Annotated in this window: 24 protein-coding genes; 16 read left to right on the top strand and 8 right to left on the bottom strand. The window is 73.8% G+C overall.

All coding sequences use genetic code 11. The annotated features are described in order from the left end of the window. Positions 1-108 precede the first annotated feature (108 nt). The 3 genes from ACIGAN_RS09475 to ACIGAN_RS09465 all read left to right on the top strand — a co-directional run bounded on the left by ACIGAN_RS09475 (position 109) and on the right by ACIGAN_RS09465 (position 3,462). Positions 109-726 (top strand): DJ-1/PfpI family protein, encoded by a 618-nt coding sequence (locus tag ACIGAN_RS09475; protein WP_399856412.1) that lies wholly within the window; start codon positions 109-111, stop codon positions 724-726. Beyond that, positions 723-1,181 (top strand): MarR family winged helix-turn-helix transcriptional regulator, encoded by a 459-nt coding sequence (locus ACIGAN_RS09470; protein ID WP_365090711.1) that lies wholly within the window; start codon positions 723-725, stop codon positions 1,179-1,181. Before ACIGAN_RS09475 ends, ACIGAN_RS09470 begins: the two co-directional genes overlap by 4 nt. 79 nt (positions 1,182-1,260) lie before the next feature. Further along, positions 1,261-3,462 carry a serine/threonine-protein kinase gene (locus tag ACIGAN_RS09465; protein WP_399856409.1) on the top strand — a complete coding sequence of 734 codons (2,202 nt, stop codon included), beginning with the start codon at positions 1,261-1,263 and terminating at the stop codon, positions 3,460-3,462. 334 nt (positions 3,463-3,796) lie between these two features. Here the strand turns inward: ACIGAN_RS09465 and ACIGAN_RS09460 are convergent, their stop codons facing one another. Beyond that, positions 3,797-4,552: an SLATT domain-containing protein gene (locus tag ACIGAN_RS09460; protein ID WP_365739498.1), complete on the bottom strand. Its 756-nt coding sequence runs from the start codon at positions 4,550-4,552 to the stop codon at positions 3,797-3,799. Positions 4,553-4,836: 284 nt separating this feature from the next. On the opposite strand from ACIGAN_RS09460, the gene ACIGAN_RS09455 reads away from it, so the two are divergent. The 3 genes from ACIGAN_RS09455 (at position 4,837) to ACIGAN_RS09445 (ending at position 6,524) form a co-directional block, all read left to right on the top strand. Further along, the gene (locus tag ACIGAN_RS09455) at positions 4,837-5,178 is read left to right on the top strand and encodes a YbaB/EbfC family nucleoid-associated protein (RefSeq protein ID WP_309095136.1); all 342 of its coding nucleotides are present in this window, start codon (positions 4,837-4,839) and stop codon (positions 5,176-5,178) included. A 94-nt stretch (positions 5,179-5,272) separates the two neighbouring features. Continuing rightward, positions 5,273-5,872, top strand: a complete 600-nt coding sequence (recR, locus tag ACIGAN_RS09450; RefSeq protein WP_003991835.1) for a recombination mediator RecR — start codon at positions 5,273-5,275, stop codon at positions 5,870-5,872. Next, on the top strand, positions 5,865-6,524 hold the full coding sequence (locus ACIGAN_RS09445; protein ID WP_365739501.1) for a DUF5063 domain-containing protein: 660 nt from the start codon (positions 5,865-5,867) through the stop codon (positions 6,522-6,524). The genes recR and ACIGAN_RS09445 overlap by 8 nt, the downstream gene beginning before the upstream one ends. Positions 6,525-6,528: 4 nt before the next feature. On the opposite strand, the gene ACIGAN_RS09440 is transcribed toward ACIGAN_RS09445, so the two are convergent. After that, positions 6,529-7,365: a PhzF family phenazine biosynthesis protein gene (locus ACIGAN_RS09440; protein ID WP_399856407.1), complete on the bottom strand. Its 837-nt coding sequence runs from the start codon at positions 7,363-7,365 to the stop codon at positions 6,529-6,531. Between the two features lie 267 nt (positions 7,366-7,632). On the opposite strand from ACIGAN_RS09440, the gene ACIGAN_RS09435 reads away from it, so the two are divergent. From ACIGAN_RS09435 to ACIGAN_RS09420, 4 genes are all read left to right on the top strand, one after another. Then, on the top strand, positions 7,633-8,910 hold the full coding sequence (locus tag ACIGAN_RS09435; protein WP_309095133.1) for an aspartate kinase: 1,278 nt from the start codon (positions 7,633-7,635) through the stop codon (positions 8,908-8,910). Next, positions 8,910-9,986 carry an aspartate-semialdehyde dehydrogenase gene (locus ACIGAN_RS09430; RefSeq protein WP_399856404.1) on the top strand — a complete coding sequence of 359 codons (1,077 nt, stop codon included), beginning with the start codon at positions 8,910-8,912 and terminating at the stop codon, positions 9,984-9,986. Before ACIGAN_RS09435 ends, ACIGAN_RS09430 begins: the two co-directional genes overlap by 1 nt. Before the next feature lie 519 nt (positions 9,987-10,505). Then, entirely contained in the window at positions 10,506-11,081 is a 576-nt protein-coding gene (locus tag ACIGAN_RS09425) for a SigE family RNA polymerase sigma factor (protein WP_274822111.1), read from the top strand. A gap of 116 nt (positions 11,082-11,197) precedes the next feature. Continuing rightward, complete coding sequence (locus ACIGAN_RS09420; protein ID WP_399856402.1) at positions 11,198-12,232, top strand: hypothetical protein; 1,035 nt, start codon at positions 11,198-11,200, stop codon at positions 12,230-12,232. 126 nt (positions 12,233-12,358) lie between these two features. Here the strand turns inward: ACIGAN_RS09420 and ACIGAN_RS09415 are convergent, their stop codons facing one another. Further along, a complete protein-coding gene (locus ACIGAN_RS09415; RefSeq protein ID WP_399856400.1) occupies positions 12,359-13,153 on the bottom strand; it encodes an SURF1 family protein in 795 nt (264 codons plus the stop codon). Positions 13,154-13,287: 134 nt separating this feature from the next. Here ACIGAN_RS09415 and ACIGAN_RS09410 point away from each other — a divergent pair, with 134 nt between their 5' ends. Beyond that, positions 13,288-15,156: a S9 family peptidase gene (locus tag ACIGAN_RS09410; protein WP_365739510.1), complete on the top strand. Its 1,869-nt coding sequence runs from the start codon at positions 13,288-13,290 to the stop codon at positions 15,154-15,156. Between the two features lie 45 nt (positions 15,157-15,201). On the opposite strand, the gene ACIGAN_RS09405 is transcribed toward ACIGAN_RS09410, so the two are convergent. Beyond that, a complete protein-coding gene (locus ACIGAN_RS09405) occupies positions 15,202-17,082 on the bottom strand; it encodes a potassium channel family protein (RefSeq protein WP_399856398.1) in 1,881 nt (626 codons plus the stop codon). 181 nt (positions 17,083-17,263) lie between these two features. On the opposite strand from ACIGAN_RS09405, the gene ACIGAN_RS09400 reads away from it, so the two are divergent. The 3 genes from ACIGAN_RS09400 (at position 17,264) to ACIGAN_RS09390 (ending at position 19,488) form a co-directional block, all read left to right on the top strand. Then, positions 17,264-18,316, top strand: coding sequence for a permease (locus ACIGAN_RS09400; RefSeq protein WP_399856396.1), 1,053 nt, complete (start codon positions 17,264-17,266; stop codon positions 18,314-18,316). Further along, positions 18,313-19,017, top strand: a complete 705-nt coding sequence (locus ACIGAN_RS09395) for a TIGR03943 family putative permease subunit (protein WP_365095708.1) — start codon at positions 18,313-18,315, stop codon at positions 19,015-19,017. Before ACIGAN_RS09400 ends, ACIGAN_RS09395 begins: the two co-directional genes overlap by 4 nt. 66 nt (positions 19,018-19,083) lie before the next feature. Then, positions 19,084-19,488 (top strand): hypothetical protein, encoded by a 405-nt coding sequence (locus ACIGAN_RS09390; RefSeq protein WP_365095705.1) that lies wholly within the window; start codon positions 19,084-19,086, stop codon positions 19,486-19,488. Between the two features lie 46 nt (positions 19,489-19,534). Here the strand turns inward: ACIGAN_RS09390 and ACIGAN_RS09385 are convergent, their stop codons facing one another. The 4 genes from ACIGAN_RS09385 to ACIGAN_RS09370 all read right to left on the bottom strand — a co-directional run bounded on the left by ACIGAN_RS09385 (position 19,535) and on the right by ACIGAN_RS09370 (position 24,052). Next, positions 19,535-21,430 carry an acyl-CoA dehydrogenase family protein gene (locus tag ACIGAN_RS09385; RefSeq protein WP_399856393.1) on the bottom strand — a complete coding sequence of 632 codons (1,896 nt, stop codon included), beginning with the start codon at positions 21,428-21,430 and terminating at the stop codon, positions 19,535-19,537. A 91-nt stretch (positions 21,431-21,521) separates the two neighbouring features. Then, positions 21,522-22,742 (bottom strand): beta-ketoacyl-[acyl-carrier-protein] synthase family protein, encoded by a 1,221-nt coding sequence (locus ACIGAN_RS09380; RefSeq protein WP_365739519.1) that lies wholly within the window; start codon positions 22,740-22,742, stop codon positions 21,522-21,524. Beyond that, positions 22,739-22,981 (bottom strand): acyl carrier protein, encoded by a 243-nt coding sequence (locus ACIGAN_RS09375; RefSeq protein ID WP_365095698.1) that lies wholly within the window; start codon positions 22,979-22,981, stop codon positions 22,739-22,741. Before ACIGAN_RS09375 ends, ACIGAN_RS09380 begins: the two co-directional genes overlap by 4 nt. A gap of 45 nt (positions 22,982-23,026) precedes the next feature. Beyond that, the gene (locus ACIGAN_RS09370; RefSeq protein WP_365739521.1) at positions 23,027-24,052 is read right to left on the bottom strand and encodes a beta-ketoacyl-ACP synthase III; all 1,026 of its coding nucleotides are present in this window, start codon (positions 24,050-24,052) and stop codon (positions 23,027-23,029) included. Between ACIGAN_RS09370 and ACIGAN_RS09365 the strand changes: the two genes are divergently transcribed. Then, a complete protein-coding gene (locus tag ACIGAN_RS09365) occupies positions 24,030-24,215 on the top strand; it encodes a hypothetical protein (RefSeq protein ID WP_365739589.1) in 186 nt (61 codons plus the stop codon). The genes ACIGAN_RS09370 and ACIGAN_RS09365 overlap by 23 nt on opposite strands. 944 nt (positions 24,216-25,159) lie before the next feature. After that, the gene (locus ACIGAN_RS09360; protein ID WP_399856390.1) at positions 25,160-26,164 is read left to right on the top strand and encodes a ParB/RepB/Spo0J family partition protein; all 1,005 of its coding nucleotides are present in this window, start codon (positions 25,160-25,162) and stop codon (positions 26,162-26,164) included. Positions 26,165-26,312 lie beyond the last annotated feature (148 nt).

The raw sequence follows: 26,312 nt of genomic DNA, 5'->3' as shown, positions 1-26,312 counted from the left end.
CGTCCGCCGCATTCCGCGACAGGTTGTCCAGGCGCGCGCCGCACCGTTGACAGCTCGCTGTCGAAATGTCAGCATGCTGTCATAAGGCTCAGGGTCCGAGGAGGAACCATGAACGCCACCGCCGGCCGCAAGCCCGTCCATCTCGCCGTCTACGACACCTTCGCCGACTGGGAGACCGGCCACGCCACGGCCCACCTCGCCCGCGCCGGCCACGAGATCCGCACGGTCGGCCCGTCCACCGCCCCGGTCACCAGCATCGGCGGCCTGCGCGTCACGCCCCACCTGGCCCTGGACGCGCTGCGCCCCGAGGACAGCGCGCTGCTGATCCTGCCGGGCGCCGACCTCTGGGACACGGGCGAGGACCTGGCCCCCTTCGCCCGCGCGGCCCGCGCCTTCCTGGCGGCGGGCGTCCCGCTCGCCGCGATCTGCGGGGCCACCGCCGGACTGGCCCGCGAGGGCCTGCTCGACGACCGGGCCCACACCAGCGCGGTCTCCTTCTACCTGGCCGCGACCGGCTACGCGGGTGGCGGGCACTACGTCGAGACCGACGCCGTCACCGACCGGGGCCTGGTCACCGCCGGCCCCACCGAGCCCGTCGCCTTCGCCCGGGAGATCCTCCGGCTGCTCGGGGTGTACGAGGGCGAGGTGCTGGACGCCTGGTACCGGCTCTTCCACGACTCCGACGCGTCGGCGTACGCGGTGCTGGAGAAGGCCGGGGCGCGGTGAGCCGGGAGCGTCAGGAGCTGCTCAGCCGCAGCGCCCTCGGGGTGTTCCGGCTCAACGGCCAGTTCCTCGCCGTCGCGGAGGAACTGGCCCGGCCGGCCGGGCTCACCGCCGCCTGGTGGCAGGTGCTCGGCGCGGTCCTCGGCGAGCCGCTGCCCGTCTCGGGCATCGCCCGCGCCATGGGCATCACCCGGCAGAGCGTGCAGCGCGTCGCCGACCTGCTGGTGGAGCGGGGTCTGGCGGAGTACCGGCCGAACCCGGCGCACCGCCGGGCCAAGCTCCTCGCCCCGACCGGCCAGGGCCGCGCGGCGATCGCCCGGATCGACCCCGGGCACGCGGCCTTCGCCGACCGGCTGGCCGAGGCGTTCGGGGAGGCGGAACTGGCGGAGGCGGTGCGGATGCTGGAACGGCTGTCGAAGGTGCTCGACGGGACGGGACCGCCTGTTACGGAACCGTAGACGTCTCCCAGGTCACCCGGCCCCCGCCCCGCACTATTCTCGATCCGTTGCTCGCGTGTGGGGGGAAGGCGGCGGAGCGATGGAGACGTTGGGGCCGGGGGATCCGCAGCACATCGGTGCGTACCGGTTGCTGGCGCGGCTCGGTGCGGGGGGCATGGGGCAGGTGTACCTGGCCCGCTCGGAGCGGGGCCGTACCGTCGCCGTGAAGCTGGTCCGCGAGGAGCTGGCCGCGCAGGAGGAGTTCCGCGAGCGGTTCCGGCAGGAGGTGCGGGCCGCGCGGCAGGTCGGCGGGTACTGGACGGCGCCGGTGCTGGACGCGGACACCGAGGCCGCCGTGCCGTGGGTCGCCACCGGGTACGTCGCCGGGCCGAGCCTGCAGCAGGTCGTCGGGCACGACCACGGGGCCCTGCCGGAGCGGACCGTGCGCATCCTCGCGGCCGGGCTCGCGCACGCGCTCCAGGACATCCACGCGGCCGGCATCGTCCACCGCGACCTCAAGCCGTCCAACGTGCTGGTCACCATCGACGGCCCGCGCGTCATCGACTTCGGCATCGCCCGCGCGCTGGAGACGGTGACCGACGGCGGCCTCACGCGCACCGGCGCGCTCGTCGGCTCACCGGGCTTCATGGCGCCCGAGCAGGTGCGGGGCGACCGCATCACCCCGGCGTGCGACGTCTTCTGCCTCGGCTCGGTCCTCGCCTACGCCGCCACCGGCAAGCTGCCGTTCGGCACCGCCAACAGCGGGGTGCACGCCCTGATGTTCCGCATCGCCCAGGAGGAACCGGACCTGTCGGGCGTGCCGGAGGGCATCGCCGACCTGGTCCGCGACTGCCTGCGCAAGGACCCGGCCGCCCGGCCGTCCCTCGACCGGGTCCTGGAGCGCACCGGCGCGGACGACACCGTCGCCGACGGCCGCGCCCTCGACCCGTGGCTCCCGAGCGCACTGGTGGCCCAACTCGGGCGGCACGCGGTGCGGTTGCTGGACGCGGAGAACCCGGAGGGCGGGCCGGCCCCGGGCCCCGGGCCGGGATCCCCGGCCGGGGCGGACGCGCCGGCCGGCTCCGGTGAGCGACCGGAGCCGGCCGCCCCGGGCCACCGGCCCCCGACCCCGCCCGCCCGACCGGGCTCCGGCCCGGCCCGACCGGGCTCCGGTCCGGCCCCCGGCTCTGCCGGTGCCGGGGACGCCGGGGTCGACGGGGCCCGTTCCGCCGGTGCCGTCGGGCCGTCCGGCCCCGGTCCCGTGCCCGCCGGCCCCGGGGCCCCCGAACACCCCGCACCTGCCACGCCCCCCGGTCACGGCTACGGGCCCGCCTCCGCCGGCGGCCCCGGCGCCACGCCGGAGCACGCCCCCGTCGCCGACGCGTCCGGGCCCGGCCCCGTGCCGCCGGTGCCCGGTCCGCCTTTGCCGGGTGCGCCGGGACCGGGTGCGCCCGGCTCCGGCGCGCCGCTGGATCGTCTGCCCACCATGGTCGCGGGCCAGGGCCGGTCCGCCCCCGCGCCGAACGGCCCGGGCGTCCCGCCGCACGCCCAGACGCCGCCGCCCCCGTACCCGGCCTACGGTTATCCGCAGCAGCACCCCCAGCCCGGCTCCCCGGGCGGTGCCGCACCGGCGTACCCCGGCTACGGCGGACTCGGTTCCACCCCGCCCCACGGCCCGCCGACCTACGGCCCGACCCCGCCCTTCGGTCCGACCCCGCCCTACGGCCCCGGGCAGGAGCCGCCCCGGCGCGACGGCCGGTCCACCGTGCTGCTCGTCGTGATCGCCCTGGTCGTGGCGCTGGCGGCGGGCGGGACGGTGTACGCCCTGATGCAGGGCGGCGGCGACCCGGCCGACGACCACGCGCAGCCCTCCCCGACCCACAGCACCGGCGCGCCCCCGACCACCGGGGCGCCCTCGCCGACGGCCTCCCCCACCCCGGCGGACGGCACGATCCCGGCCGCGTACCTCGGCACCTGGACCACCACCATCGACAACGCGGACGGGCAGCACACCCGCCGGCTCACCCTCCAGCAGGGCGAACCGGGCGACACGGTCCTGTCCCTCGTGGCGGACGGCCCGACCGAGGGCGGCGGCACCTACCACTGCGTGTTCGAAGGCGAACTGACCGCCGCCCCCGGCGCCGACGGCCCGCTGAGGATCGGCCCGTCCACCGTGACCGTCGGGCAGCCGCGCACCGCCTGCACCCCGGGCGCGGCCACCGAGATCACCGTCCTGCCGGACGGCACGCTCCAGCGCACCAACACCAGCAGCGGCGAACGGCTGACGTACACGAGGCAGTGACGAACGCCCGTACGGCGGCGCATGCGTGAGGACCGGCACCCCCAGCCCCGGGAGCACCCGTGCGCCCCGGCACCGGCCGTCCGCCAGCGAGCGCCCAGCGCCCGAGCCGCGAACTGCGCGCCCTGTTACGGGAGATCGACCCGCGCCGGCGACATGACGGCCCACGAGGTGGACCTGCCGGAGGACAACGTGCTCTTCGGCGTGCGGGCGGCCGGCGGGACGGGCCCGCGCAGCCCGGTCGCGTTCCCCGACCCGGCGTGACGACGGGCCGCCCCGGCCGTCCGGTCCGCCCTCGCCGTCCGGTCCGCCCCGGCCGCCCTCGCCGTCGGTGCTCTCACCGCGGCTCCGGTGGCCGCTGCCGGGGCATGTTCGGCCGGGCGCCGCCGTGCGGCGGTACGGGGAACCTCCCGTTCGCGCCCCCCGCCTCCGCCGGGCGGCCGCCGCCCGGGAACACCACCGTCTGCACGCCCGCCGGAGCGCCCCCGCCCCGGAACTCGCCCATCCAGTCGGCCGTCTCCACGCGCACCAGCTCGGTGACGTCCTCGGAGAACCTCCGCAGCACCCCCAGGCACCGCTCGGCCGCCTCCCCGGCCGTGCCCTCCGTCGGCCCCAGCACCTCCCGCACGCTCTCGGCCGCCCAGTCGAACTGCAGCGCCTGCAACCGCCGCTGCACGGCCTGCGCGGTCGCCACGTCCCGCATCCACCCGGACGTCAGCCCGAAGTACCGGTCGACGGCCACGCACGCCACGGCCAGCAGCAGCGCCAGACACCCCCAGGGCGCGATCTTGCCCACCACCCCGGTCAGGTCCAGCAGCGGCAGGGCCACCCCGGTCACCGCCCCCACCGCGGCCCCGCAGCGCAGGCTCCGCGCGCACCGCCGCTTCCACACCCGGTCCGCCAGGTACCAGGCCGCCGTGCACAGCGCCCCGCGCTCCACCCACCGGTACAGCTCGTCCAGCCGGGCCGCCGGCTCGCCCCAGTCCCCGAGCGGTAGGGGCCGCCCGGTCAGATCGCCCGGCCGCGGCCGGGCCGCCTGCTCGCCCCGCCCGTCCTGAGGCGGCCCCTCGGGCTGCATCTCCGGCTGACCCACCCGGCACTCCCTACTGACCACGAACGACCACGCACGGTGCGCTCACCGATCACGCTGCGCGCCCCACCGACGCGACCCACCGACACGACGACCGGCGCCGGACCCTTCCTACCCCCCTCCGGGTGGCGAAGGCGTGGCTTTCGTCGCTTTTCCGCCCGGAAGTATTCCTTGATCGGTTATGGGGCGCGAGGGGGACTCACTCGAAAGAGTGCTGGGGCGACGGCAGGCCCGACCACGTAGGCTCGTGCCGAACGGGAAAACCCGTACCGAGCAAGGAGCTGATCGTGATCCCCGGTGGTGGCCAGCCCAACATGCAGCAGCTGCTGCAGCAGGCCCAGAAGATGCAGCAGGACCTGGCGCGCGCGCAGGAGGAACTGGCGCAGACGGAGGTCGACGGGCAGGCGGGCGGCGGCCTGGTGAAGGCCACCGTCACCGGCGCCGGCGAGCTGCGCGCCCTGAAGATCGACCCGAAGGCGGTGGACCCGGAGGACACCGAGACCCTCGCCGACCTCGTCGTGGCGGCCGTGCAGGCGGCCAACGAGAACGCGCAGGCGCTCCAGCAGCAGAAGCTGGGCCCGCTCGCGCAGGGCCTGGGCGGCGGCGGCATCCCCGGCCTGCCGTTCTGACCCCGCGTACCGCCTTCCTCGGACAGGCGGCTGACAACTACGGTACGTACGGGAGGTCGCGTACCGGCCTCGAAGACCCAGGAAGGGCAGTCCGTTGTACGAAGGCGTGGTCCAGGATCTGATCGACGAGCTGGGGCGGCTGCCCGGCGTCGGTCCCAAGAGCGCCCAGCGGATCGCCTTCCACATCCTCCAGGCCGAGCCGACGGACGTACGGCGTCTCGCGCAGGCCCTGATGGAGGTCAAGGCGAAGGTCCGCTTCTGTGCGACCTGCGGCAACGTCGCGCAGGAGGAGCTGTGCAACATCTGCCGCGACACCCGCCGCGACCCGGCCGTCATCTGCGTGGTCGAGGAGCCGAAGGACGTCGTGGCGATCGAGCGCACGCGTGAGTTCCGGGGCCGCTACCACGTCCTGGGCGGCGCGATCAGCCCGATCGACGGGGTGGGCCCGGACGACCTGCGCATCCGGGAACTCCTGGCCCGTCTCGCCGACGGCACCGTCACCGAGCTCATCCTCGCCACGGACCCGAACCTGGAGGGCGAGGCGACGGCGACGTACCTCGCCCGCATGATCAAACCGATGGGCCTGAAGGTCACCCGCCTGGCCAGCGGCCTCCCGGTGGGTGGGGACCTGGAATACGCGGACGAGGTCACGCTCGGCCGCGCCTTCGAGGGGAGACGACTCCTAGATGTCTGACGCCACGCTGCACGCGGCCGACCGGAACCCGGACGACTTCGCGGTCCAGATCGCGGACCAGATCGAGAGCTTCCTGGTCGCCGTCACGGAGGTCGCCCGGGGTGCCGAGCCGGAATCGGCGGTGCCCTTCCTCCTCCTGGAGGTCTCGCAGCTCCTCCTGGCCGGCGGCCGGCTCGGCGCGCACGAGGACATCGTGCCCGACGAGCGCTACGAGCCCGACACGGGTCCGGACGCGGACGTCGACGAACTGCGCGAGAACCTGGCCCGCCTGCTGGACCCCGTCGACGTCTACTCCGAGGTGTTCGACCCCTACGAGCCCCGCAAGGCCCCCGTGCCGGCCCGGATCTCCGACGACCTCACGGACGTCATCACGGACCTGCGCCACGGCATGGCCCACTACCGCGCCGGGCGCACCACCGAGGCCCTGTGGTGGTGGCAGTTCTCGTACTTCTCCAACTGGGGCTCCACCGCCTCGGCCACCCTGCGGGCCCTGCAGTCGGTCCTCGCCCACGTCCGCCTCGACCAGCCCCTCGCCGAACTCGACGGGCTGGACACGGACCAGGGCATGGGCGACGACACGCTGGAGATCGAGGCGGGCCGGGTGATGGCGGAGGAGATCGCGGGCCCGCTGGGGCTGCGCCCGGCGAAGTAGCCGGTCAGAGCCGGACGGCCGTGCCGGTGACGGCGATTCCGGTGTCCGTGCCCTCCGGCACGGACACCGTGATCACGCTCGGCCGCCCCATGTCGACGCCCTGATGGATCGTCAGCGTGGCCGGGGGCGTGACGAGTCCGAGTTCCCTCAGGTAGCCGCCGAACGCGGCCGCCGCCGCGCCCGTCGCCGGGTCCTCGACGACGCCGCCGGGCGGGAACGGGTTGCGGGCGTGGAAGACGGTGGGTGACTCCCGCCGGACCAGGTCGACCGTGGTCCAGTCCCTGCGGGCCAGGAGCGCGGTGAGCGCGGGCAGGTCGTAGTCCAGGCGGGCCAGCCGGTCCCGGCTCGCGGTGGCGAGGACCGGGTGCCAGGCCCCGGCGAAGGCCACCCGGGGCGGCAGGGCCGGGTCCAGGTCGTCCGCGGACCAGCCGAGGATCGCCAGCAGTTCGGCGAGGTCGGCGTCGTCGAGGGGGACCGTGCGCGGGGCGACGCTCACCAGGGTCGCCACGAGGGTGCCGTCCGCCGTCCGCTCCGTGGTGACCGGGACCAGCCCGGCGGCCGTGCGCAGCACCAGCCGTCCGGGGCCGTGCCGCTCGGCGTGGGCCACGGCCGTGGCGATCGTCGCGTGCCCGCAGAAGGGGACCTCGGCGAGCGGGCTGAAGTAGCGCACGGCCAGGGAGCCGTCGTGGGCGTCCGTCACGAACGCCGTCTCCGAGTAGCCGACCTCGGCCGCCGCCGCCAGCATCGCCGCGTCGTCGGCACCGTCCGCGTCGAGCACCACCCCCGCGGGGTTGCCGCCCCCGGGGTCCGTGCCGAACGCCACGTAGCGCAGTATCTCCATGCCCGCACGGTAGCGCCCGGGCCCCGGCCGTACGGCGTGATCAGGGGTTTCCCGGGCGCCTGGCACGGCACCCGGACGGGTCGGGCGCGCTGTGACGCCGGGCACGTTTCGCGTGGCCCGTGGCCAGATGGGCATGAGCCCCTCTGGACGGGCGCCGGATCTCACCATGCGATATCGCGGAGGGGATTTTCGGACGCTCGATAGACTGAGCCGACCGCGGTACGAATGCGTATGAGCGGACAGAGACGGATTGAGCGAGGAGCGCACGTGGGCCTTGTCGTGCAGAAGTACGGAGGCTCCTCCGTAGCCGATGCCGAGGGCATCAAGCGCGTCGCCAAGCGGATCGTGGAAGCGAAGCAGAACGGCAACCAGGTGGTTGCCGTGGTTTCCGCGATGGGCGACACGACGGACGAGCTGATCGATCTCGCCGAGCAGGTTTCCCCGATGCCTGCCGGGCGCGAGCTCGACATGCTGCTGACCGCCGGGGAGCGGATCTCCATGGCCCTGCTGGCCATGGCGATCAAGAACCTGGGCCACGAGGCCCAGTCGTTCACCGGCAGCCAGGCGGGTGTCATCACCGACTCGGTCCACAACAAAGCCCGGATCATCGACGTCACGCCGGGGCGCATCAAGACCTCGGTGGACGAGGGCAACATCGCGATCGTCGCCGGTTTCCAGGGCGTCAGCCAGGACACCAAGGACATCACCACCCTCGGCCGCGGCGGCTCCGACACCACGGCGGTGGCCCTCGCGGCCGCGCTCGACGCCGACGTGTGCGAGATCTACACCGACGTCGACGGCGTGTTCACCGCCGACCCGCGCGTGGTGAAGAAGGCCCGGAAGATCGACTGGATCTCCTTCGAGGACATGCTCGAACTGGCGGCGTCCGGGTCGAAGGTGCTGCTCCACCGCTGCGTGGAGTACGCCCGCCGCTACAACATCCCGATCCACGTCCGGTCCAGCTTCAGCGGACTGCAGGGCACGTGGGTCAGCAGCGAGCCGATCGAGCAAGGGGACAAGCAGGTGGAGCAGGCTCTCATCTCCGGTGTCGCGCACGACACCTCCGAGGCCAAGGTCACGGTCGTCGGCGTGCCGGACAAGCCGGGCGAGGCGGCCTCGATCTTCCGCACGATCGCCGACGCCGAGATCAACATCGACATGGTCGTGCAGAACGTGTCCGCCGCCTCCACGGGCCTGACGGACATCTCCTTCACGCTGCCGAAGACCGAGGGCCGCAAGGCCATCGACGCGCTGGAGAAGAACAAGGCCGGCATCGGCTTCGACTCCCTGCGCTACGACGACCAGATCGGCAAGATCTCCCTCGTCGGCGCCGGCATGAAGACCAACCCGGGCGTCACGGCCGACTTCTTCACGGCCCTGTCCGACGCGGGCGTCAACATCGAGCTGATCTCGACCTCCGAGATCCGCATCTCGGTCGTCACCCGCGCCGACGACGTCCCCGAGGCCGTGCGCGCCGTGCACTCCGCCTTCGGGCTCGACTCCGACAGCGACGAGGCCGTCGTCTACGGAGGCACCGGCCGCTGATGGCCGGATCCGGGCAGACCGGCCGCTCGGGCCGGCCCACCCTCGCCGTGGTGGGAGCGACCGGAGCCGTCGGCACGGTCCTGCTCCAGATCCTGTCCCAGCGGGCGGACGTCTGGGGCGAGATCCGACTCGTCGCCTCCCCGCGCTCGGCCGGCCGCAAGCTGGCCGTACGCGGGGAGCAGACCGAGGTCCTGGCGCTCACCGAGGAGGTCTTCGACGGCGTGGACGTCGCCCTGTTCGACGTCCCCGACGAGGTCGCCGGGCGGTGGGCGCCCCTGGCCGCCGCCAAGGGCGCGGTGGTGGTCGACAACTCGGGCACGTTCCGGATGGACCCGGACGTGCCCCTCGTCGTGCCCGAGGTCAATCCGCACGCCGTGCGCATGCGCCCGCGCGGCATCGTCGCCAACCCCAGCTGCACGACGCTCACCATGATCGTGGCCCTGGGGGCGCTGCACGCCGAGTACGGGCTGCGCGCACTGGTCGCCTCCTCGTACCAGGCCGTCAGCGGCGCCGGGCGCGACGGCGTGGCGACCCTGCGGCAGCAGCTGTCCCTGGTCGCCGGCACCGAGCTGGGCACCAGCCCGGGTGACGTACGGCGGGCCGTCGGCGACCGCACCGGGCCGTTCCCGGAGCCGGTCGCGCTGAACGTCGTGCCGTGGGCCGGTGAGCCCCGGGACGACGGCTGGTCCTCGGAGGAGCTGGAGGTGCGCGGCGAGACCCGCAAGATCCTCGGGCTCCCGGAGCTGCCGGTGGCCGTCACCTGTGTGCGCGTGCCGGTGATCACCACGCACTCCCTGACCGTGCACGCCCGCTTCGAGGGCGAGGTCACCGTCGACAAGGCCCGCGAGATCCTCGCCACGGCGCCCGGTGTGGTGCTCTTCGACAACCCCGCGGCCGGGGAGTTCCCGACCCCCGCCGACGTCGTCGGCACCGACCCCACCTGGGTCGGGCGGGTGCGCCGGGCGCTGGACGACCCGACCGCGCTCGAACTCTTCGTGTGCGGGGACAACCTGCGCAAGGGCTCCGCGCTCAACACCGCCCAGATCGCCGAGCTGGTGGCGGCGGAACTGCCCTGACCGCAGGCGCCCCGGGCCGCGGCGCGTCCCGCCGCGGCACGGCCCCGGGCCCGTGTCGGTGGGGGTTTGTAGGATCTGTGGACGACATGTGAGCTGGTCGATGATCCGGACCACTTGTCCCGGGCTCCTCGGCAGCAGAGGATTTACCTCCCCGCTCTCCGCAACCGCGCGGAGGGCGGGGAGCGTCTTTGCGGTCGCCTCTTCGACCGTGGGAGCGCTTCTCAGGCGTGGGGACGCCTGGAACCGGACGTGGGGACGTCCGTTCACATCTGGACATAGGGGAAGAGCGGGACGCATGAGGGCCTTGAACGCACCATCGGTTGTGCTGCCTGACGCGAGCAGAGCGTCGACGGCGACGGTCGGCGGGAAAGTGATGCCCGGCACGTACAACCCTCACGGGGGTCGGCGTGTCCAACAGGCGTGGCAGAGGTACTCGACTTCAGCGCGGCACGCGGCACGGTCCTTCGACCGCCCCGTCCGGCGGCTCTCCGACCCCGCATGTCCGGTACCCCCGGTGGCATGCCGGTGATCGCGCCCGTGCCCGCAGCGCGGCCGGCCCGCATCCCGAACCAGCGTGACGGCGCCGAGGACGGTGTCGCGGCCGGTACGACCGTCGACCACCTCACCGAGACCTACCGGGCGCACTACCGCTCGCTGCTCGGTCTCGCCGCACTCCTCCTCGACGACACCGCCTCCTGCGAGGACGTCGTCCAGGAGGCCTTCATCCGTGTCCACTCCGCCCGCAAGCGGGTCCGCGACCCCGAGAAGACCCTGGCGTACCTGCGCCAGACGGTCGTCAACCTCTCGCGCTCGGCGCTGCGCCGCCGCATCCTCGGCCTGAAGCTGCTGTCGAAGCCCATGCCCGACATGGCCAGCGCCGAGGAAGGCGCCTACGACCAGCTGGAGCGCGACTCGCTCATCAAGGCGATGAAGGGTCTGCAGCGCCGCCAGCGCGAGGTGCTGGTGCTGCGCTACTTCGCGGACATGACCGAGGCGCAGGTCGCCGAGACCCTCGGCATATCCCTGGGCTCGGTCAAGGCGTACGGCTCGCGCGGGATCGCGGCGCTCAGGCTGGCCATGGAGGCCCCGGTATGAGCGCATCGGACGGCGCGCGCCGTGACGGGCGCGACCGGCACGAGCCCTTCGAGTGGCACGAGCCGACAAGTCTGCACGGGCAAGATCCGAAGCAATCGCACGCTGGGAACGGAACTGTGAACCACGGCCCCGACGACCAGGGCCCCCAGGGGCTCGACTCGGACGAGCTGGACCTGCGCACGATGCTGCACCAGGCGGTGCAGGAGGTGGAGCCGCGCGACGGCACGCTGGAGTACCTGCGCAAGGCGGTGCCCCAGCGACGCACCCGCAAGCGGCAGGCGGTCGTGGGCATGGCCGCCGCCGCGCTCTTCATCGGCACCGCCGTCCCGGCCCTCGTCCACGTCTCCAGCTCCACCGGCTCCGACGCCAACCCCTCCGCCATCGGCCACGCCTCCGAGACCCAGGGCGGCGCGGGCCAGGGCAAGGGCCCCGACGGCGGCGAGAGCACCTCGGGCGGCTCCTCGGGCAGGACCGAGGGCAAGGAGAAGGACGACAAGAAGGAGAAGGAGAAGGGCAAGGGCGGCTCCGGCACGGGCACCGGCTCGTCCCAGGGCAGCGGCCCCTCCTCCACCACCGCCGCCGGCATCCCCGCCTGCACCGCGGCCCAGCTCGGCCCGGCCTCCGGCAGCAGCAACGCCCCCGACTCCACCGGCGCCGTCTCCGGCTCCTTCCGCGTCACCAACGTCTCCGGCGCGGCCTGCACGGTCACCGCCGCGGGCTCGGTGAGCGCGCTGCCGCAGGGCGCGGCCGACGTCAGCAAGGTCGGCTCGGCCCGGCACATGGCCGGGGACGCCGCGGCCGGTCTGCTGCCCGACCCGTCCCTGGAGGCCGCCGAGCTGGTGCTCCAGCCGGGCCTCGGCTACGACGTGCGGTTCGCCTGGGTGCCCTCGGAGACCTGCCCGTCGGACGGCGGCAGCGTCGGCGGCCCCGACCCCACCCCCGACCCGACCCCCACGGAGGACCCGGCGACCACGGCCGGCACGTCCACGGGCGGCGACACGGGCACGGCCCCGCAACTGGCCAGGGAGGACGGCACGGTCGACGGCAGCGTCGCGGTGACCTACACGCCCGGCACGGGCGCGGGCGCGACCTCGGTCGTGGTCCCGAACGCCTGCGCGGGCACGGTGTACTGGACGGGGATGCTGGCGTAGCCGGGACGACGGCCGGCGCAGCCGCGGACGGTCGCGGCCGGGCCGCCGCGGCGGCCCGGGTGGGCCCGGACCCACCCGGCCTCGGCGCCGCCGCCGGTTCACGTCACGCCGTTCACTTCACGGCGTTCACTTCACCCCGGCGTCCACGGTGACCGGCTCCTCGTCCGGCACCAGCCCCAGCGCCGCGTCCCGCGCGAACTCCACCTCGCGCCGCAGCAGCCGGAACCACATGAAGATCACGAACCCCACGAAGGCGAACCACTCGGCGGTGTAACCGAGGTTCTGGAACGCCTTCAGATCGAGACCCGTGTCCGGCGGCGCCGCGGCCGGCACGGCCTTCATGCCCGAGTCGCCGTCCGTCAGCGTGACCCACGCGTCGTACACGTCGTAGGGCACCAGGTTCACCAGGGACGCCGCACTGATCGCCCCGGTCTGCCCGGCAGGCAGGCCACCCTGCGCGCTGACCCCGTTGTCCCCGGGCGTCTCCGACGCCTGCAGCGCCCCGGTCACCGTGATCTCGCCCCGCGGCGCGGCCGGTGCCTTCGCCGCGTCGGCGGTCCCGGGCAGCCAGCCCCGCACCACCGGCAGCGCCTCGCCCGAGTCGGTGCGCAGCAGCGTGAGCACGTAGAAGCCCTGCCTGCCGTCGAGCTCCCGCCCCGGCACCAGCAACTGCTTGCCGTAGCGTCCGCTCGCGGTGACCAGCTTGCCGGACGTCGCCTTGGTCACCGGCAGCATCTCCGCCAGCGGCCGCGGCGCCTCGCGCGCGGCCTCGGAGACCTGTTCGGTCGCGGTGCGGTGGTCCTGCACGCGGTCCTCGAACCGGCCCAGCTGCCAGGACCCCATGAAGACGCAGAAGGGGATCGACAGCAGGACGAAGATGTTGATCCCCCACCATCGGGGCGTCAGCAGAAACCGGTACACACCCCCACGGTACGGGGCTGCGGGCCGTTTCCCGCCCGCGGGGTGGCCAACGGCCGGAGGGGGAGCGGTGGAGGTTGTCCACAGGCTGGGGACCTGGCCAGCGGGACACGGGTCCGGGCGGGCAGTATGGGGCCATGACTGAGAGCAACGGGCCCGGCGCACGGGATGAACGGGACCAGCACGAACACGTGGTGCAGGCGGGACAGCAGGAGCGGATGCCCGACTGGGAGAAGCGCTTCCGGGCGCCCCGGGTGTCCCTGCCCGACTGGGCGCAGGACGCGCCGGACCGCTCCCTGTTCGTGTCGAACGCGACGGGGACGTACGAGCTGTACGCGTGGGACCGGGCGACGGGCGAGCAGCGCCAGGTGACGGACCGGCCCAACGGCACGACGGACGGGGTGCTGTCCCCGGACGGCGCGTGGATCTGGTGGTTCGACGACAAGGACGGCGACGAGTACGGCGTGTGGCGCCGCCAGCCCTTCGCGGGCGGCCCGGACGAGCCGGCCGCCGAGGGCCTGGAGGCCTCCTACCCGGCGGGTCTCGCCCTCGGCCGCGACGGCCGCACGGCGGTCGTCGGCCGCTCCACGGACGAGGACGGCACGACGATCCACCTGGTCCGCACCGGCGAGGCCCCGGTGGAGATCTACCGCCACCGCGAGTCGGCCGGCGTCGGCGACCTCTCCCACGACGGTTCGCTCATCGCCATCGAGCACACCGAGCACGGCGACGCGATGCACTCGGCCCTGCGCGTCCTGCGCCCGGACGGCACGGCGGTGGCCGACCTCGACGACACCGAGGGCGGCACCCGCGAGCTGGGCCTGGAGGTCCTCGGCTTCGCTCCCGTCGACGGCGACACGCGCCTGCTCATCGGTCACCAGCGCCGCGGCCGCTGGGAGCCCCTGGTGTGGGACGTGGCGACCGGCGAGCAGACGGACCTGGCGCTGGAGCTGCCCGGCGACGTCAGCGCCGAGTGGTACCCGGACGGCACGGGCCTGCTCGTCGTGCACAGCTTCGAGGCCCGCAGCGAGCTGTTCCGCTACGACCTGGCCAGCCGCGCCCTGACGGAGATCCCGACCCCGCCCGGTACGGTCTCCGGCGCCACGGCCCGGCCCGACGGCAGCGTGGAGTACCTGTGGTCCTCGGCGGCCGAGCCGTCGGCGGTGCGCTCCACGGCGGGCGGTGTCGTCCTCGACCCGCCGGGCCTGAAGTCGCCCGGCTCGGTGCCGGTGGAGGACGTGTGGGTGGAGGGGCCGGGGGGCCGCATCCACGCCCTCGTCCAGAAGCCGCGGGGCGCCACCGGCCCGCTGCCCACGGTCTTCGACATCCACGGCGGCCCGACCTGGCACGACAGCGACTCCTTCGCGGCGGGCCCGGCGGCCTGGGTCGATCACGGCTATGCGGTGATCCGTGTCAACTACCGCGGCTCCACGGGCTACGGCCGCGCCTGGACGGACGCCCTGAAGCACCGTGTGGGCCTCATCGAGCTGGAGGACATCGCGGCGGTCCGCGAGTGGGCCGTCACCTCGGGCCTCGCGGACCCCGAGCGGCTCGTGCTGACCGGCGGTTCCTGGGGCGGCTACCTCACCCTCCTCGGCCTCGGCGTCCAGCCGGGCGCGTGGGCCGTGGGCATCGCGGCGGTGCCCGTCGCGGACTACGTCACGGCGTACCACGACGAGATGGAGGCGCTGAAGGCGATGGACCGCACGCTTCTGGGCGGCACACCGGAGGAGGTGCCCGAGCGCTTCGAGGCGTCGTCCCCGATCACGTACGTCGACCAGGTCAAGGCCCCGGTCTACATCTCGGCCGGGGTCAACGATCCCCGCTGCCCGATCCGCCAGATCGAGAACTACGTCAAGCGCCTGGAGGCGCGGGGCGCGGTCCACGAGGTGTACCGGTACGACGCCGGGCACGGGTCGCTGGTGGTGGACGAGCGGATCAAGCAGGTGCGCCTGGAGCTGGAATTCGCGGAGCGGCATCTGAGGGGGCTCGGGGGCGCGCGGTAGCCGGTGGCCGGGGTGGGGGCGGTGGTTGCAGGCCGCCGCTCGGCGTCACGTCCCCGTCCGCTCCCGCCGCCTCCGCCCCAGCAGCTCCGCCAGTCCCCGGCGCGTCGCCGCCAGCAGCACCCGGTCCCCGGCCCCGAGCACGTAGGTGGGCGGCAGATCCCACACCAGCCCCGATGCCGCCGCCCGTTCCTCACCCGGCGTCGAGGGCGCCGTGTTGAGCGCCAGCACCCGCCACGCCCCGGCGCGGAACGCCTCGCCCACCGTCCGCCCCTCCAGCTGCGGATGCCCGCCCACCTCGATCTCCGCGAACAGCAGCACCCGCCGCTCCACCGGGATCGCCCCGAGGATCTGCCGCCCCATCATCGCCCCGGCGAACGCGGGCGCGGCCAGGTGCGACACGCTCCGGCTGCGGGTGAGGGCCGACGGGTGCGCGGCCCGGAGCGTGCGGTACACGGCGGTCGCGAAGTCGTCGTCGTACAGCCGCAGCACCACCCGCAGGTCGGGCCGCACGGAGCGGGCGTACAGCGACGCTTCCAGGTTCGTGGTGTCCGCGCTGGTGAGCGCCAGCAGCGCGGACGCCCGGTGGATCTTCGCCGCCTCCAGGACGCCTTCCTGCGTGACGTCCCCGAGCACCACCGGCACCCGCAGCCGCCGCGCCGTGGCGAGCCCCCGCGCCTGCGGGTCCGACTCCACGCACACCACCGGAATGTGCAGTTCCCGCAGCCGCGTCAGCACCCGCGTCCCGATCTTCCCGAGCCCCAGCAGCACCACGTGCCCGCCGAGACCCCGCGGCGGCTTGCGCAGCGCGGACGCGGTGCGGAACGTCCCGAGCGCCTCCAGCACCGCGGCCAGCAGCACCGGCAGCAGCAGCAACCCGATGAGCCCGGACAGCAGTTGCAGGACCTGCCGCCCCGTCGCGGCGTGGTACGCGGGATCGTTGATGCCGAACAGGTCGAGCAGGGTCACGTACGTCGCGTACAGCGGATGCTCCCCGGTCACGACCGTCAGCGCGACGGCGAGCGCGAGCACACACCCCACCAGCCCGGCCAGCGACCAGCGCAGCCGGCGCGAGAACAGCGAGGCGAACGGCGGCACTCCGCCCCGCCCCGACGGCAGGGACGGCCCGGAGTACGCCACCTGCTCCAGCACCACGGTCCCGCGGCCGGTCGCCGCCGCCACCGCCGCCTCGTCCGGCAGCAGCCGCGGCCCCTGCTCCCCGCTGCCCTCGGAACCGTCCGCCCCGGCGGGGTCGTTGCTCGTCGCGGACAGCAACGCCAGCGTGCACAGCCCCGGGTCGGCCACCTCGCCCGGCCGCGGCGGCTGCCGCTCCACCGCCCGCAGCACCAGGCCCTCCGTCTGGACGACCTTGCTGGTGCCGACGAGGGCGGTGGCGGCCAGTGCGGGCGCGGCCGTGTCGGCGTCGGACAGCACGGTCGTCGACGCGTCGAGTCCCGTGTGCCCGGGCCCCGTTCCGGAGGCCACGGCGGCCGCCTGGTCGAGCAGTTCCTCGATGTGCTGCCCCAACCGCCGGTTGTACAGGCGCAGGACGAGCCGCAGACGGGGGTTGAGCCGGCGGGCGGTGAGCGCGGCGCGGATGTTGGTCTCGTCGTCGTCGTACACGAGCGCCAGCGCGGCCGCCCGGTCGGCGCCCGCCTCGCCGAGCACGGCCTCGGTGAGCTCGGCGGCCGCCACGACCTGCTCGGCCGGGGCGGGTTCGGCGCCGCCGGGGCCCGTGCCCGCGCGGCCCGCGGCCGCGTTCACGAACCGGTCGAGCAGCGCGGCCGACGCGGCCCGGGCCCGCCCGACCACCGGCTGCCGCACCCGGCGTCCCGAGGGCGGCACGACGAGCGTGACCTGTTCGCCGTAGACGCCGCGCAGTTCGGCGGCCAGCCGGTGCGCGAGTCCGTCGTCACCGCACACGATCATGTGCGTGGCCGGAACACCTGGCTGACCCTGGTTCGGAACGCTCCCCACGGGGAGAAGACTGCCGCACCGGGACGGCCGGTTCCACCAGGCGACGGTGCCGGGTGAACGGCGGGGCCGCTTCGCCCGTACAGCAGGGGAGGGGAGGGACATGCCCTCGCGCACCACCGGAGGTACCGGGCCCGTGGCCACCACGAAGACCGCCCCGACCGACCCCGGGGACACGACCGCGCATCCGGAGCCCGCCGAGGACGGAGACAGGCGGAGGCACGAGGACGGGGGCGAGGCGAGGCGTCTGGACTCCCCGCTCCTGCTGATCCTCCTGCTGCTCACGGCGGTGATGTTCCAGGACCCGATCCGCGGCGCCCTGTCCGCACCGGTGATGCAGAGCTGGATGACCGTGTTCGTCGCGGTGCTGGTCCAGGCCCTGCCCTTCCTGGTGCTCGGCGTGCTGCTCTCGGCGGCGATCGCGGTGTTCGTGCCGCCGTCGTTCTTCGCGCGGGCCCTGCCCGAGCGCCCGGCCCTGGCGGTGCCGGTCGCGGGCGCCGCGGGCGCGGTCCTGCCCGGCTGCGAGTGCGCCTCGGTGCCGGTGGCCGGGGCGCTGGTGCGCAGGGGCGTCACCCCCGCGGCGGCCCTGGCGTTCCTCCTCTCGGCACCGGCCATCAACCCGGTCGTGCTGACGGCGACGGCCGTGGCCTTCCCCGGCAACCCCGGGATGGTCCTGGCCCGTCTCGTCGCGAGCCTGCTGGTGGCCTGCGCGATGGGCTGGCTCTGGCACCGCGTCGGCCGCACGGACTGGCTGCGCACCCCGGCCCGCGGCGCGTACGAGGGCCAGGGCAAGGGCGCGGCCTTCTGGGGCTCGGTCCGCCACGACGTCACCCACGCGGGCGGCTTCCTCGTCGTCGGCGCGATGGCGGCGGCGACCCTCAAGGCGGTCGTGCCGGCCGACTGGCTGGCCCTGGCCGCCGGTCACCCCGTCCTGTCGGTGCTGGCCCTCGCCGCCCTGGCCGTGCTGCTGTCGCTCTGCTCGGAGGCGGACGCGTTCGTGGCGGCGTCCCTCACCCAGTTCTCCCTGACGGCCCGTCTGACGTTCCTGGTCGTCGGCCCGATGGTCGACCTCAAGCTCTTCGCGATGCAGGCGGGCACCTTCGGCCGGGCCTTCGCCCTGCGCTTCGCCCCCGCGACCCTCGCCCTGGCCGTCCTGGTGTCGGCCCTGACCGGAACGGTCCTGCTGTGAACCGCCTCGCCCAGTCGGCCCTGCTGTTCCTGCTCGGCGCCACCCTCCTGCACGCCGGCACCACCGACCTGTACCTGCGCTACGTCAAGGAGGGCCTGCGCCCCCTGGTGCTGCTGGCGGGCGTGGTCCTGATCGCGACGGCGGCGGCGACCGTCCACTACGACCGCCGTGCCCCCGCCCGGGCACACCACCACGAGCCCCGCGTCTCCTGGCTGCTCACCCTCCCGGTCCTCGCCCTGATCCTGGTCGCCCCGCCGGCCCTCGGCTCCTACAGCGCCTCCCACACCGGCACGGCCCTGACGAAACCGTTCGGCTTCCCGGCCCTCCCCGCCGGCGACGGCCCGCTGCGCCTCGCCGTCGCCGACTACGCGAGCCGCGCGGTCTACGACGAGGGCCGCTTCCTGACGGGCCGCGACCTGAGGATCACCGGCTTCGTCACCCTGGACCGGGCGGGCACCCCCTACCTGGTCCGCATGGGCCTCAACTGCTGCGCCGCCGACGCCCAGCCGGTCAAGATCGCCCTCACCGGCGCCGTCCCCCCGGTGCTGCGCCCCGACACCTGGCTGGAGGTCACCGGCCGCTACACCCCCCGCCGCACCAGGGACCCGGTCAACGACGGCCCCGTCCCGTACCTCGAAGTCACCGCGTCCCGTCCGGTCCCGCCGCCCCGCGACCCGTACGACGAGACGTGGAACAACTGACGCGGGCGTACTGGAAACGCCCTTCCCGGGTACCCGGGACATACCGCCGATCAGCGAGGGGGAGGCATGACCACACTCGAAGACGAGCGCACGGCGGAACTCGGCCCCGAGCCCCTGGCCCGGGCCCGTGAGCGGCTGGCGAAGGCCGACAGCAGAGCGGGACTGATCCTGGCGACGCTGGGCGCGGCCCTGACGGCCCTGCTCGGCGCGATCACCGTGGGCGCCATCGCGCCCGGCCAGTACGCGGTGATCCCGCAGCTCCTCGTCTGGTCCGGCTGCGCGGCCTGCGCCCCGGCACTGGTCCTGCTGGGCCTGGCGTCCCGTCCGCGCCCCGGCGCCGCGGCGCACGCGGAGTTCCTGCACCGCGCGACGTCGCTCAAGTACCGCCGCATACGCCTGGCGACGACCTGGGGCGCGGCCTTCCTGATCCTGACCGTCGCGGGAACGGTGACCGGGACGCTGCTGCCCTGAGGGCCCGGCGGCATCCCGCCGACGGGCCCGGTGGGAGCGGCCGCGGTCACGGCCCGGGCGGGTGCGGCCGGTCCGCGTCGGGGCCGAGCGCGCCGACCCGGCGCTGGAAGGCGGCGGTGTAGTCCGCGAAGGCGATCGGGGCGCGCAGCAGTTCCGGGGAGAGCCGGAAGGCGTCGATCAGGCGCCGTGCGTGCGGACGGAGCAGCTCGCAGCACCGGTCCACCGCGGCGGGCATGCCCTCGACCTGTTCCGCGGTCAGCAGGCCCTTGGCCAGGTACCAGCCCGCGTCCCGCTGGATCTCGACGAGCCCGTACAGCGACGCCAGCAGCCGCAGGGCCGTCCGGTCCCCCGCGTCGGCGAGGGAGGACTCCCCGGCGCGGAACTGTTCGAGCGCGATGCGCGCCCCCCGCGTCCGTGCCATGTCCAGGGCGCTGTTCACGACGCCGTTCCAGGCGTCGAAGTAGGTGCCCTCCGATTCCGCCATCGCCTGACGTGCCGCCCGGCACAGGAACTCCTCCCGGTAGCGCAGCAACTCCCGGTGGACGTCGGGTCCGTCACCGTCGGCCGCCTCGGCGTCCGGGGCGCGGTCCGCGGGTCCGGCCGGCGGAACCGGATGCCGGTCCGGGTCGGTCCGGGCGATCAGCTGGCCCGCCGTCGTCGCCAGCAGCACCTGGTTGTCGCCCTCGGCGGTGACCAGGCCGTGCAGCAGCGAGCCGTACTCGGCGATCCGGTTGACCCGGAACAGGCCCTGCGCCCCGCAGCGTTCGCGGCTGATCCCGGCGACCTCGCTCATCTCCCACGTCGTGAGGGCCTTCGTGACCGAGATCAGGTGGTTGAGGTCGTCCGGCGCCGTGTCACCGGAGTGGGCCAGGAACTCCCGCTTGGCGTGGTTCAGGAGCAGGTTCATGGCGTACACCTTGGCCAGGGCGGGGAACAGGTCCCGCTGATGGCTGCGGTGTTCCAGCACGGGCACGTCGCCCCGGCCGGGGCCGTTGGTCGTCCGGGTCTCCGCGTAGCGCAGGGCCGTGTAGACGCTGGCCTTCCCCGCTCCCACCGCGGCGCTCGCCACGCAGAGCCGGCCCGGCTGGATGCGGCTCATCGTGCGCAGGAACCGCCGGCGCAGGTTCCCGCCGCCGGGCTGGAACGCCCCGTCGGACGAGAACCCGCCGAGGTCGCCGTGCAGCAGGTTGCGGCGCGGGACGGTGACATGGTCGAACCAGGTCAGCGCGTGGTCGACGCCCTGGACCGGCTGTTCGGGGCAGGGCGTGACGCGCACGCCCTCGCACAGCCCGTCCCCGTCACTGATCCGGACGACGAAGGGGTGGACCCCGTGGTTCTTCCCGCCGGCCTTGAGCCGGGCCAGCACCACCGCGAGCTTCGGGATGTCCCGGAAGGCACCGAAGGACATGAACTTCTGCGCACCGGCGTCCGGGGTGTTGAGCACGAACACCTCCGACTCCGCGTCGTAGACCGCCTCGGTGCGCAGCGCGGCCACGTTGTTCCCGTAGCCGAACTCCGTGGCCATGTAGGGCCCGAACGCATCGAGCCGGTCCAGTTCCTCGACGTGGTCCTTGATGTCGTCCCGGCCCGCACCGAGGTCCAGGACCGTGCCGAGGCACAGGTTGTAGTGGACCAGGAGCACGGAGAAGACCGCGGGGTCCAGCAGGGACGACCACTCCGCCAGGGCGAACAGCCGGCGCGGCCGGTCCAGCATGCTCACCGGCCGCTCCAGCGCGGCGTGCAGCACCCTGGAGCGTTCGTACGTCAGCTGCCCGGACTCCCGCGGGGAGAGTCCCTCGCGGGGGTCGAACACCGGGTCGAAGAGGACCGCTCGGATGTCGTGGTGCGTCTCCTCGTACTCCTCGTCGAAGAGCAGTCCGGACAGGCCGGTGCCGGGGATGCCGTCGTCGCCGTGCCGGGGCGTGGCCGGTGCGTTTGCCATGGATGTCTCCGTCACGTCGGGCGGCGGTCGTCGTCGGGCAGCGGTCGTCGTCTTGTCTCGGTCGTCGTCGGGCAGCGGTCGTCGGCTCCGGTCAGGGAGTGAAGACGAGCGTGGCGTTCTGGCCGCCGAAGCCGAAGGAGTTGCTCAGGGCCGCCCGGACGGGGCCGGAGTGGGCGGCGTCGCGCACGAGGTCGACCTCGATGCGCGGGTCCGGGTCGGTGAGGCTCGCCGTCGGGGGGATCAGCCCGTCGCGGACGGCGAGGGCGCAGTAGACCGCCTCGATCGCCCCCGCGGCGCCCAGCGGGTGGCCGGTCACCCCCTTCGTGGAACTCACCCGCGCGCCGGTCCCGAGCAGGCGGCTGATGACGCCCGACTCCGTCACGTCGTTGAGCGGTGTCGACGTCCCGTGGGCGTTGACGTAGTCCACGTCGCGGCCGGTCAGGCCGGCGTCGTCGAGGGCTGCCCGCATCGCCAGCTCGGCGCCCCGTCCCTCCGGGTGCGGCGAGGTGACGTGGTGCGCGTCCGAGGACGCGCCGTAGCCGGTCAGCCGGGCCAGCGCACGGGCGCCGCGTGCGGCCGCGTGCTCCTCGGACTCCAGCACCAGGACCCCGGCGCCCTCGCCGAGCACGAAGCCGTCCCGGCCGGCGTCGAAGGGCCGGGACGCGGTCGCCGGATCGTCCAGGCGCCGGGACAGCGCCCGCATCCGGGCGAAGGAGGAGACGTACAGCGGTGTGATGGGGGCCTCGGCCCCGCCGGCCACCACCACGTCGGCGACACCCTGCCGGAGGAGTTCCCGGCCGATGCCGATCGCGCTGGCGCCGGCCGCGCACGCCGTGACCGGGGCGAGGCAGGGCCCGTTGGCCGCGATGTCGATCGCCACCTGGCCGGCCGCCATGTTGACGAGCCCCATCGGCAGGGTCAGCGGGGACACCGCGGTGGGACCGTCCTCCAGCAGGGCCCGGTGCTGTGCCTCCAGCGTGGCCGTGCCGCCGGCCCCGGAGCCGATGAGCACGGCGACCCGGGCGCTGTCCGCCCACTCGCCCGGGGTCAGTCCCGCCTGCTCCAGCGCTTCCCGCGCGGCGACGACGGCGAACTGGGTGAAGCGGTCCCACTTCCAGAAGTCGCGGAGCCCGAAGTCCTGCGGCGAGAAGTCGGGCACCCGGCACGCCATCGTCACGGGCAGGCCGTCCAGATCCGGCAGACGGGCCGCGGTGGACTCGCCCGCGAGCACCTTCTCCCAGTTCGCCTTCAGCCCCACCCCGGCGGAGGTGACGAGGCCCGCTCCCGTGACGAGCGCCGCGAAGCCGCTCATCGGGCGTCGGCGCCCTTGCTCTCCAGCAGGGTCACGATCTCTCCGACCGACGAGAGCTCCGCCATCTCGTCGTCGCTGAGGTCCACGCCCAGCTCCTTGCTCAGGGCGGTGCCCAGCTCGATCTGGGAGAGCGAGTCGAGGCCCAGATCGTCGAAGGTCGCCTCGGTGACGACGAGGTCCCGGTCCATGCCGAAACGCGTGACCATGACCTCGGCGACGGAGTCGTGCATCGTGTTCATGTCTTCTCCCGTGAACTGTGTGATGGGCGGGTGATGCGCAGGGCGTCAGTGGACGCTCTCGACGGACAGGTCCGGCCACTCCAGCACCGTCGAGCCCCACGAGAGCCCGGCGCCGAAGGCGGACAGCAGGACGCGGGCACCGGGCTGCAGGGCGCCGTCGGCCGCGAGGTGGTTGAGCAGGAGCGGGATGGAGGCGGCGAGCGTGTTGCCCACCCGGTCGATGTTGACGGCCGTCCGCTCCTCGGGCAGCGAGAGTTCCTCGGCCACGGCCCGCACGATGCGGGCGTTGGCCTGGTGGCCGACGAACCAGTCCACGTCGGCCAGGCTCCAGCCGGCCTTGCCGAGGGCGGTGCGGGCCGAGCGGCTCATCCGCTCGACGGCCTGCTGGTACAAGGGGCGGCCGGCCATCCGCAGATACCAGTCCGCGGGGGGAACGGTGGCGTGCGCCGGTCCGCCGTCCGCGGACCGCTGCCGTGCGCCGCCGGCCGGGATCGCCAGCAGGTCGGCCCGTGCGCCGTCGCTGCCCAGGTCGAAGGGGCCGAGCGCACCCCGCTCGCCGGGCTCGCCGCGGCGCAGGACGACGGCTCCGGCCCCGTCGCCGAAGATCGGTGCCGTCGTGCGGTCGGCCGGGTTCACCAGCGTGGTGAACGCCTCCGCACCGATGAACAGGACCGTGTCGGCCGCTTCGGAGGCGATCAGCCCCGCCGCCGTGGCGAGTCCGTAGACGAAGCCGCTGCACGCGGAGGTCAGGTCGAAGGCGGCCACCGGGCCCAGGCCGAGCCGGTCGGCCACCTCGGGTGCCACCGCCGGGCAGAGCCGGTCCGGTGAGGTGGTCGCCACCACGACCGCGTCGACGGCCGTGTGGCCCGCGGACTTCAGCGCCTTGGCCCCCGCCTCGACCGCCAGGTCTCCGGTGGACAGACCGCCGTCGACCACGTGCCTCCGTCTGATTCCGGTTCTGGTGGTGATCCACTCGTCGGTGGTGTCCAGCGTCGCCGAGAGGTCCTCGTTGGTGACGACCTTCGGTGGGAGGTGTCCCCCGAGGCCCATGAGCACCGCTGCCATCGCCATCCCTCCCCGTGAAATCGGCAATCGTTCACCGCGGCACGCGCACAATTCCTTCGACGAGCCGATGGGCCGCGCGAGAAGGGAATGGGCGACGGGCGGTGTGCATTTCCCCTTTGCGGACGGTGTCGAGCACAGCGAATCCGCGTTTTTTTCGTGCACACCATGAATCGGGCGGGTTGTGTGTCCGGACCGCCCCGTGGTACGCCCTCGGTCCACGACCGAGTAACCGACGTCAATCACTGTGCTTTGCCGCTATGGGCCTGTCAAGCGCCTTAGCGGCCCGCACAGTTGCCGCCCCGGGCAGCTCATTACCGGGATAATCGCGCGGCGGTGTACGTCACGCACGGGATCGGGCGCGCCGGGGCGCCATCATGACAGGCGCGGCTCGCTGTTTCCGGCGTCCATGGTCCACGTCGGGCTTTTCCACGATGTCCCGGAAGACCATATTTCCGGGGAAAGCCGCCTCATCGCGCCGACGGCCGGTGAACGCCGACGGGAGTTCGCCGGCCGCCCGGAGCCGCTCAAGGCAAGCCGCGCATCGCGCCCCCGGCGACTCCCCTTTTCGGCGGGCCGGACCCTCAGCTCCGGCCGGCCGGTGTCGTCAACCCCCCTTCTTTCGGCACGGGGTGCCGCGCGGCGGCGGTGGCCGAGTCCAGGCGCACGGCATCCCCCGCGACTCGATGCGGAGCCCCGTCCTCCACTCCTGGGCGGCGCGATCCCGCACCCGTCCCCTCCCCGCCCGCACACCCCTGTGTGCCCGGACCGTCCGGGCACCGGCTCGAAGTGCGCGCGCAGGAGGCGCTGTTCATGTCGGCCGCGGGACGGGTCACACGACGGCCGGCGGGGTGACGTGCGGGGCAGAGGGGACATGCCAGGAGCACGAACCCCTGGCAAGCTCTGCGTAAAGCTTCACATTCAGCCATCTTCCTGCGCGGCGAGTCGTCGTCCCGCCACGTCACGGCGGCTTCCGGCCATGGATGCTTTCCAGTCAAGGGGGAGGAGGCGGTGAATCGCCTGTGGCTGGTGTTGATTGCCAGCCCTTGACCTGATCGCGGTACGGCAAAGAATGAGTGTGGCCAGAGTTACAAGAAAAATCAGGGGGAAAACAGCATGGATGACCTGGCGTCATGTCATACGGCTCTACTCGATAGAGTGGTCCAGATACCCGAAACGGTCCCGATCGACTCGCTGAACATCGAGGACTCACCGCGACGAGCCGGACTTGATCTCGCCCATGTACGGCTGCTGGCCGCATCGGATACCACACTTCCGCCGATCGTTGTGCAGCGTGGAACACTGCGCGTCGTCGACGGCGTGCACCGGGTCAAAGCGGCACAACACCTCGGACACGAAACGATCCTCGCCCGATTCTTCGACGGCACGGACGAAGACGCCTTCCTCCTCGGTGTCGCGCTCAATGCCTCACACGGCCTGCCGCTGACCCTGGCAGACCGCACCGCCGCCGCCGGCCGCATCCTCGGCACCCATCCGACCTGGTCGGACCGCCGGATAGCCCGTGCCACGGGACTGTCCGCCACCACCGTCGGAGGCCTGCGGAAGCGATCGACCGTCCAGAGTGGACACTTGGACAGACGAACGGGGAGCGACGGGCGGGCCAGGCCCCTGAGCAGCGACTCGGGGCGGCGTGAGGCCGGCCGGTTACTCGCCGAGCAGCCGGATCTGTCCCTGCGGGAAGTCGCGCGGCTCGCCGGCGTGGCCCCCTCGACCGTGCGGGACGTGCGCGAGCGGCTGCGGGCCGGTGAGGAAGTCGTGCCGCGCCAGCGCAGACCCGAGCAGGCGGTGAAGTCCGCTCCGAAGAGCGGCCCGGCCAAGGAAGATCCGCCCCTGCGTGCCGCCCCCTGGAAGTTCGACCGCGAGGCGACGCTGGAGAGCCTGCGCAACGACCCGTCGATCCGGTTCAACGAATCCGGCAGGGCCCTGCTGCGCCTGCTCAACCAGAGTTCCGCCGAACAGGCCGCCCTGGAGCGCATCGTGCACCACGTGCCACCGCACTGGGCCGGCACCGTGGCCGAGCTGCTGCGGGCCAACGCCCAGGCGTACGCGGGGATCGCCGCCGCCCTGGAGCGGCGCGGCGGAGTGCAGGACGCCTCCTGACCCCGCCGGTCCCCGTGCGCCGGTCCCTCCGCGCCCGCACATCGAGCCCGTATTTACGTGTTCGCGTCGCCGGATTCCGGTGTCGCGTAAAGGCAGCCGCTTTTCGCCCGGCCTTCCGTTGACACTTCATTTGGCCCCGCTCTAGGTT

It is taken from the genome of Streptomyces sp. NPDC085931 (assembly GCF_044540565.1).
Lineage (GTDB): Bacteria > Actinomycetota > Actinomycetes > Streptomycetales > Streptomycetaceae > Streptomyces.
The sequence above is the reverse complement of the archived record's forward strand: the minus strand, read 5'-3'. Positions and strand labels throughout refer to the sequence as shown.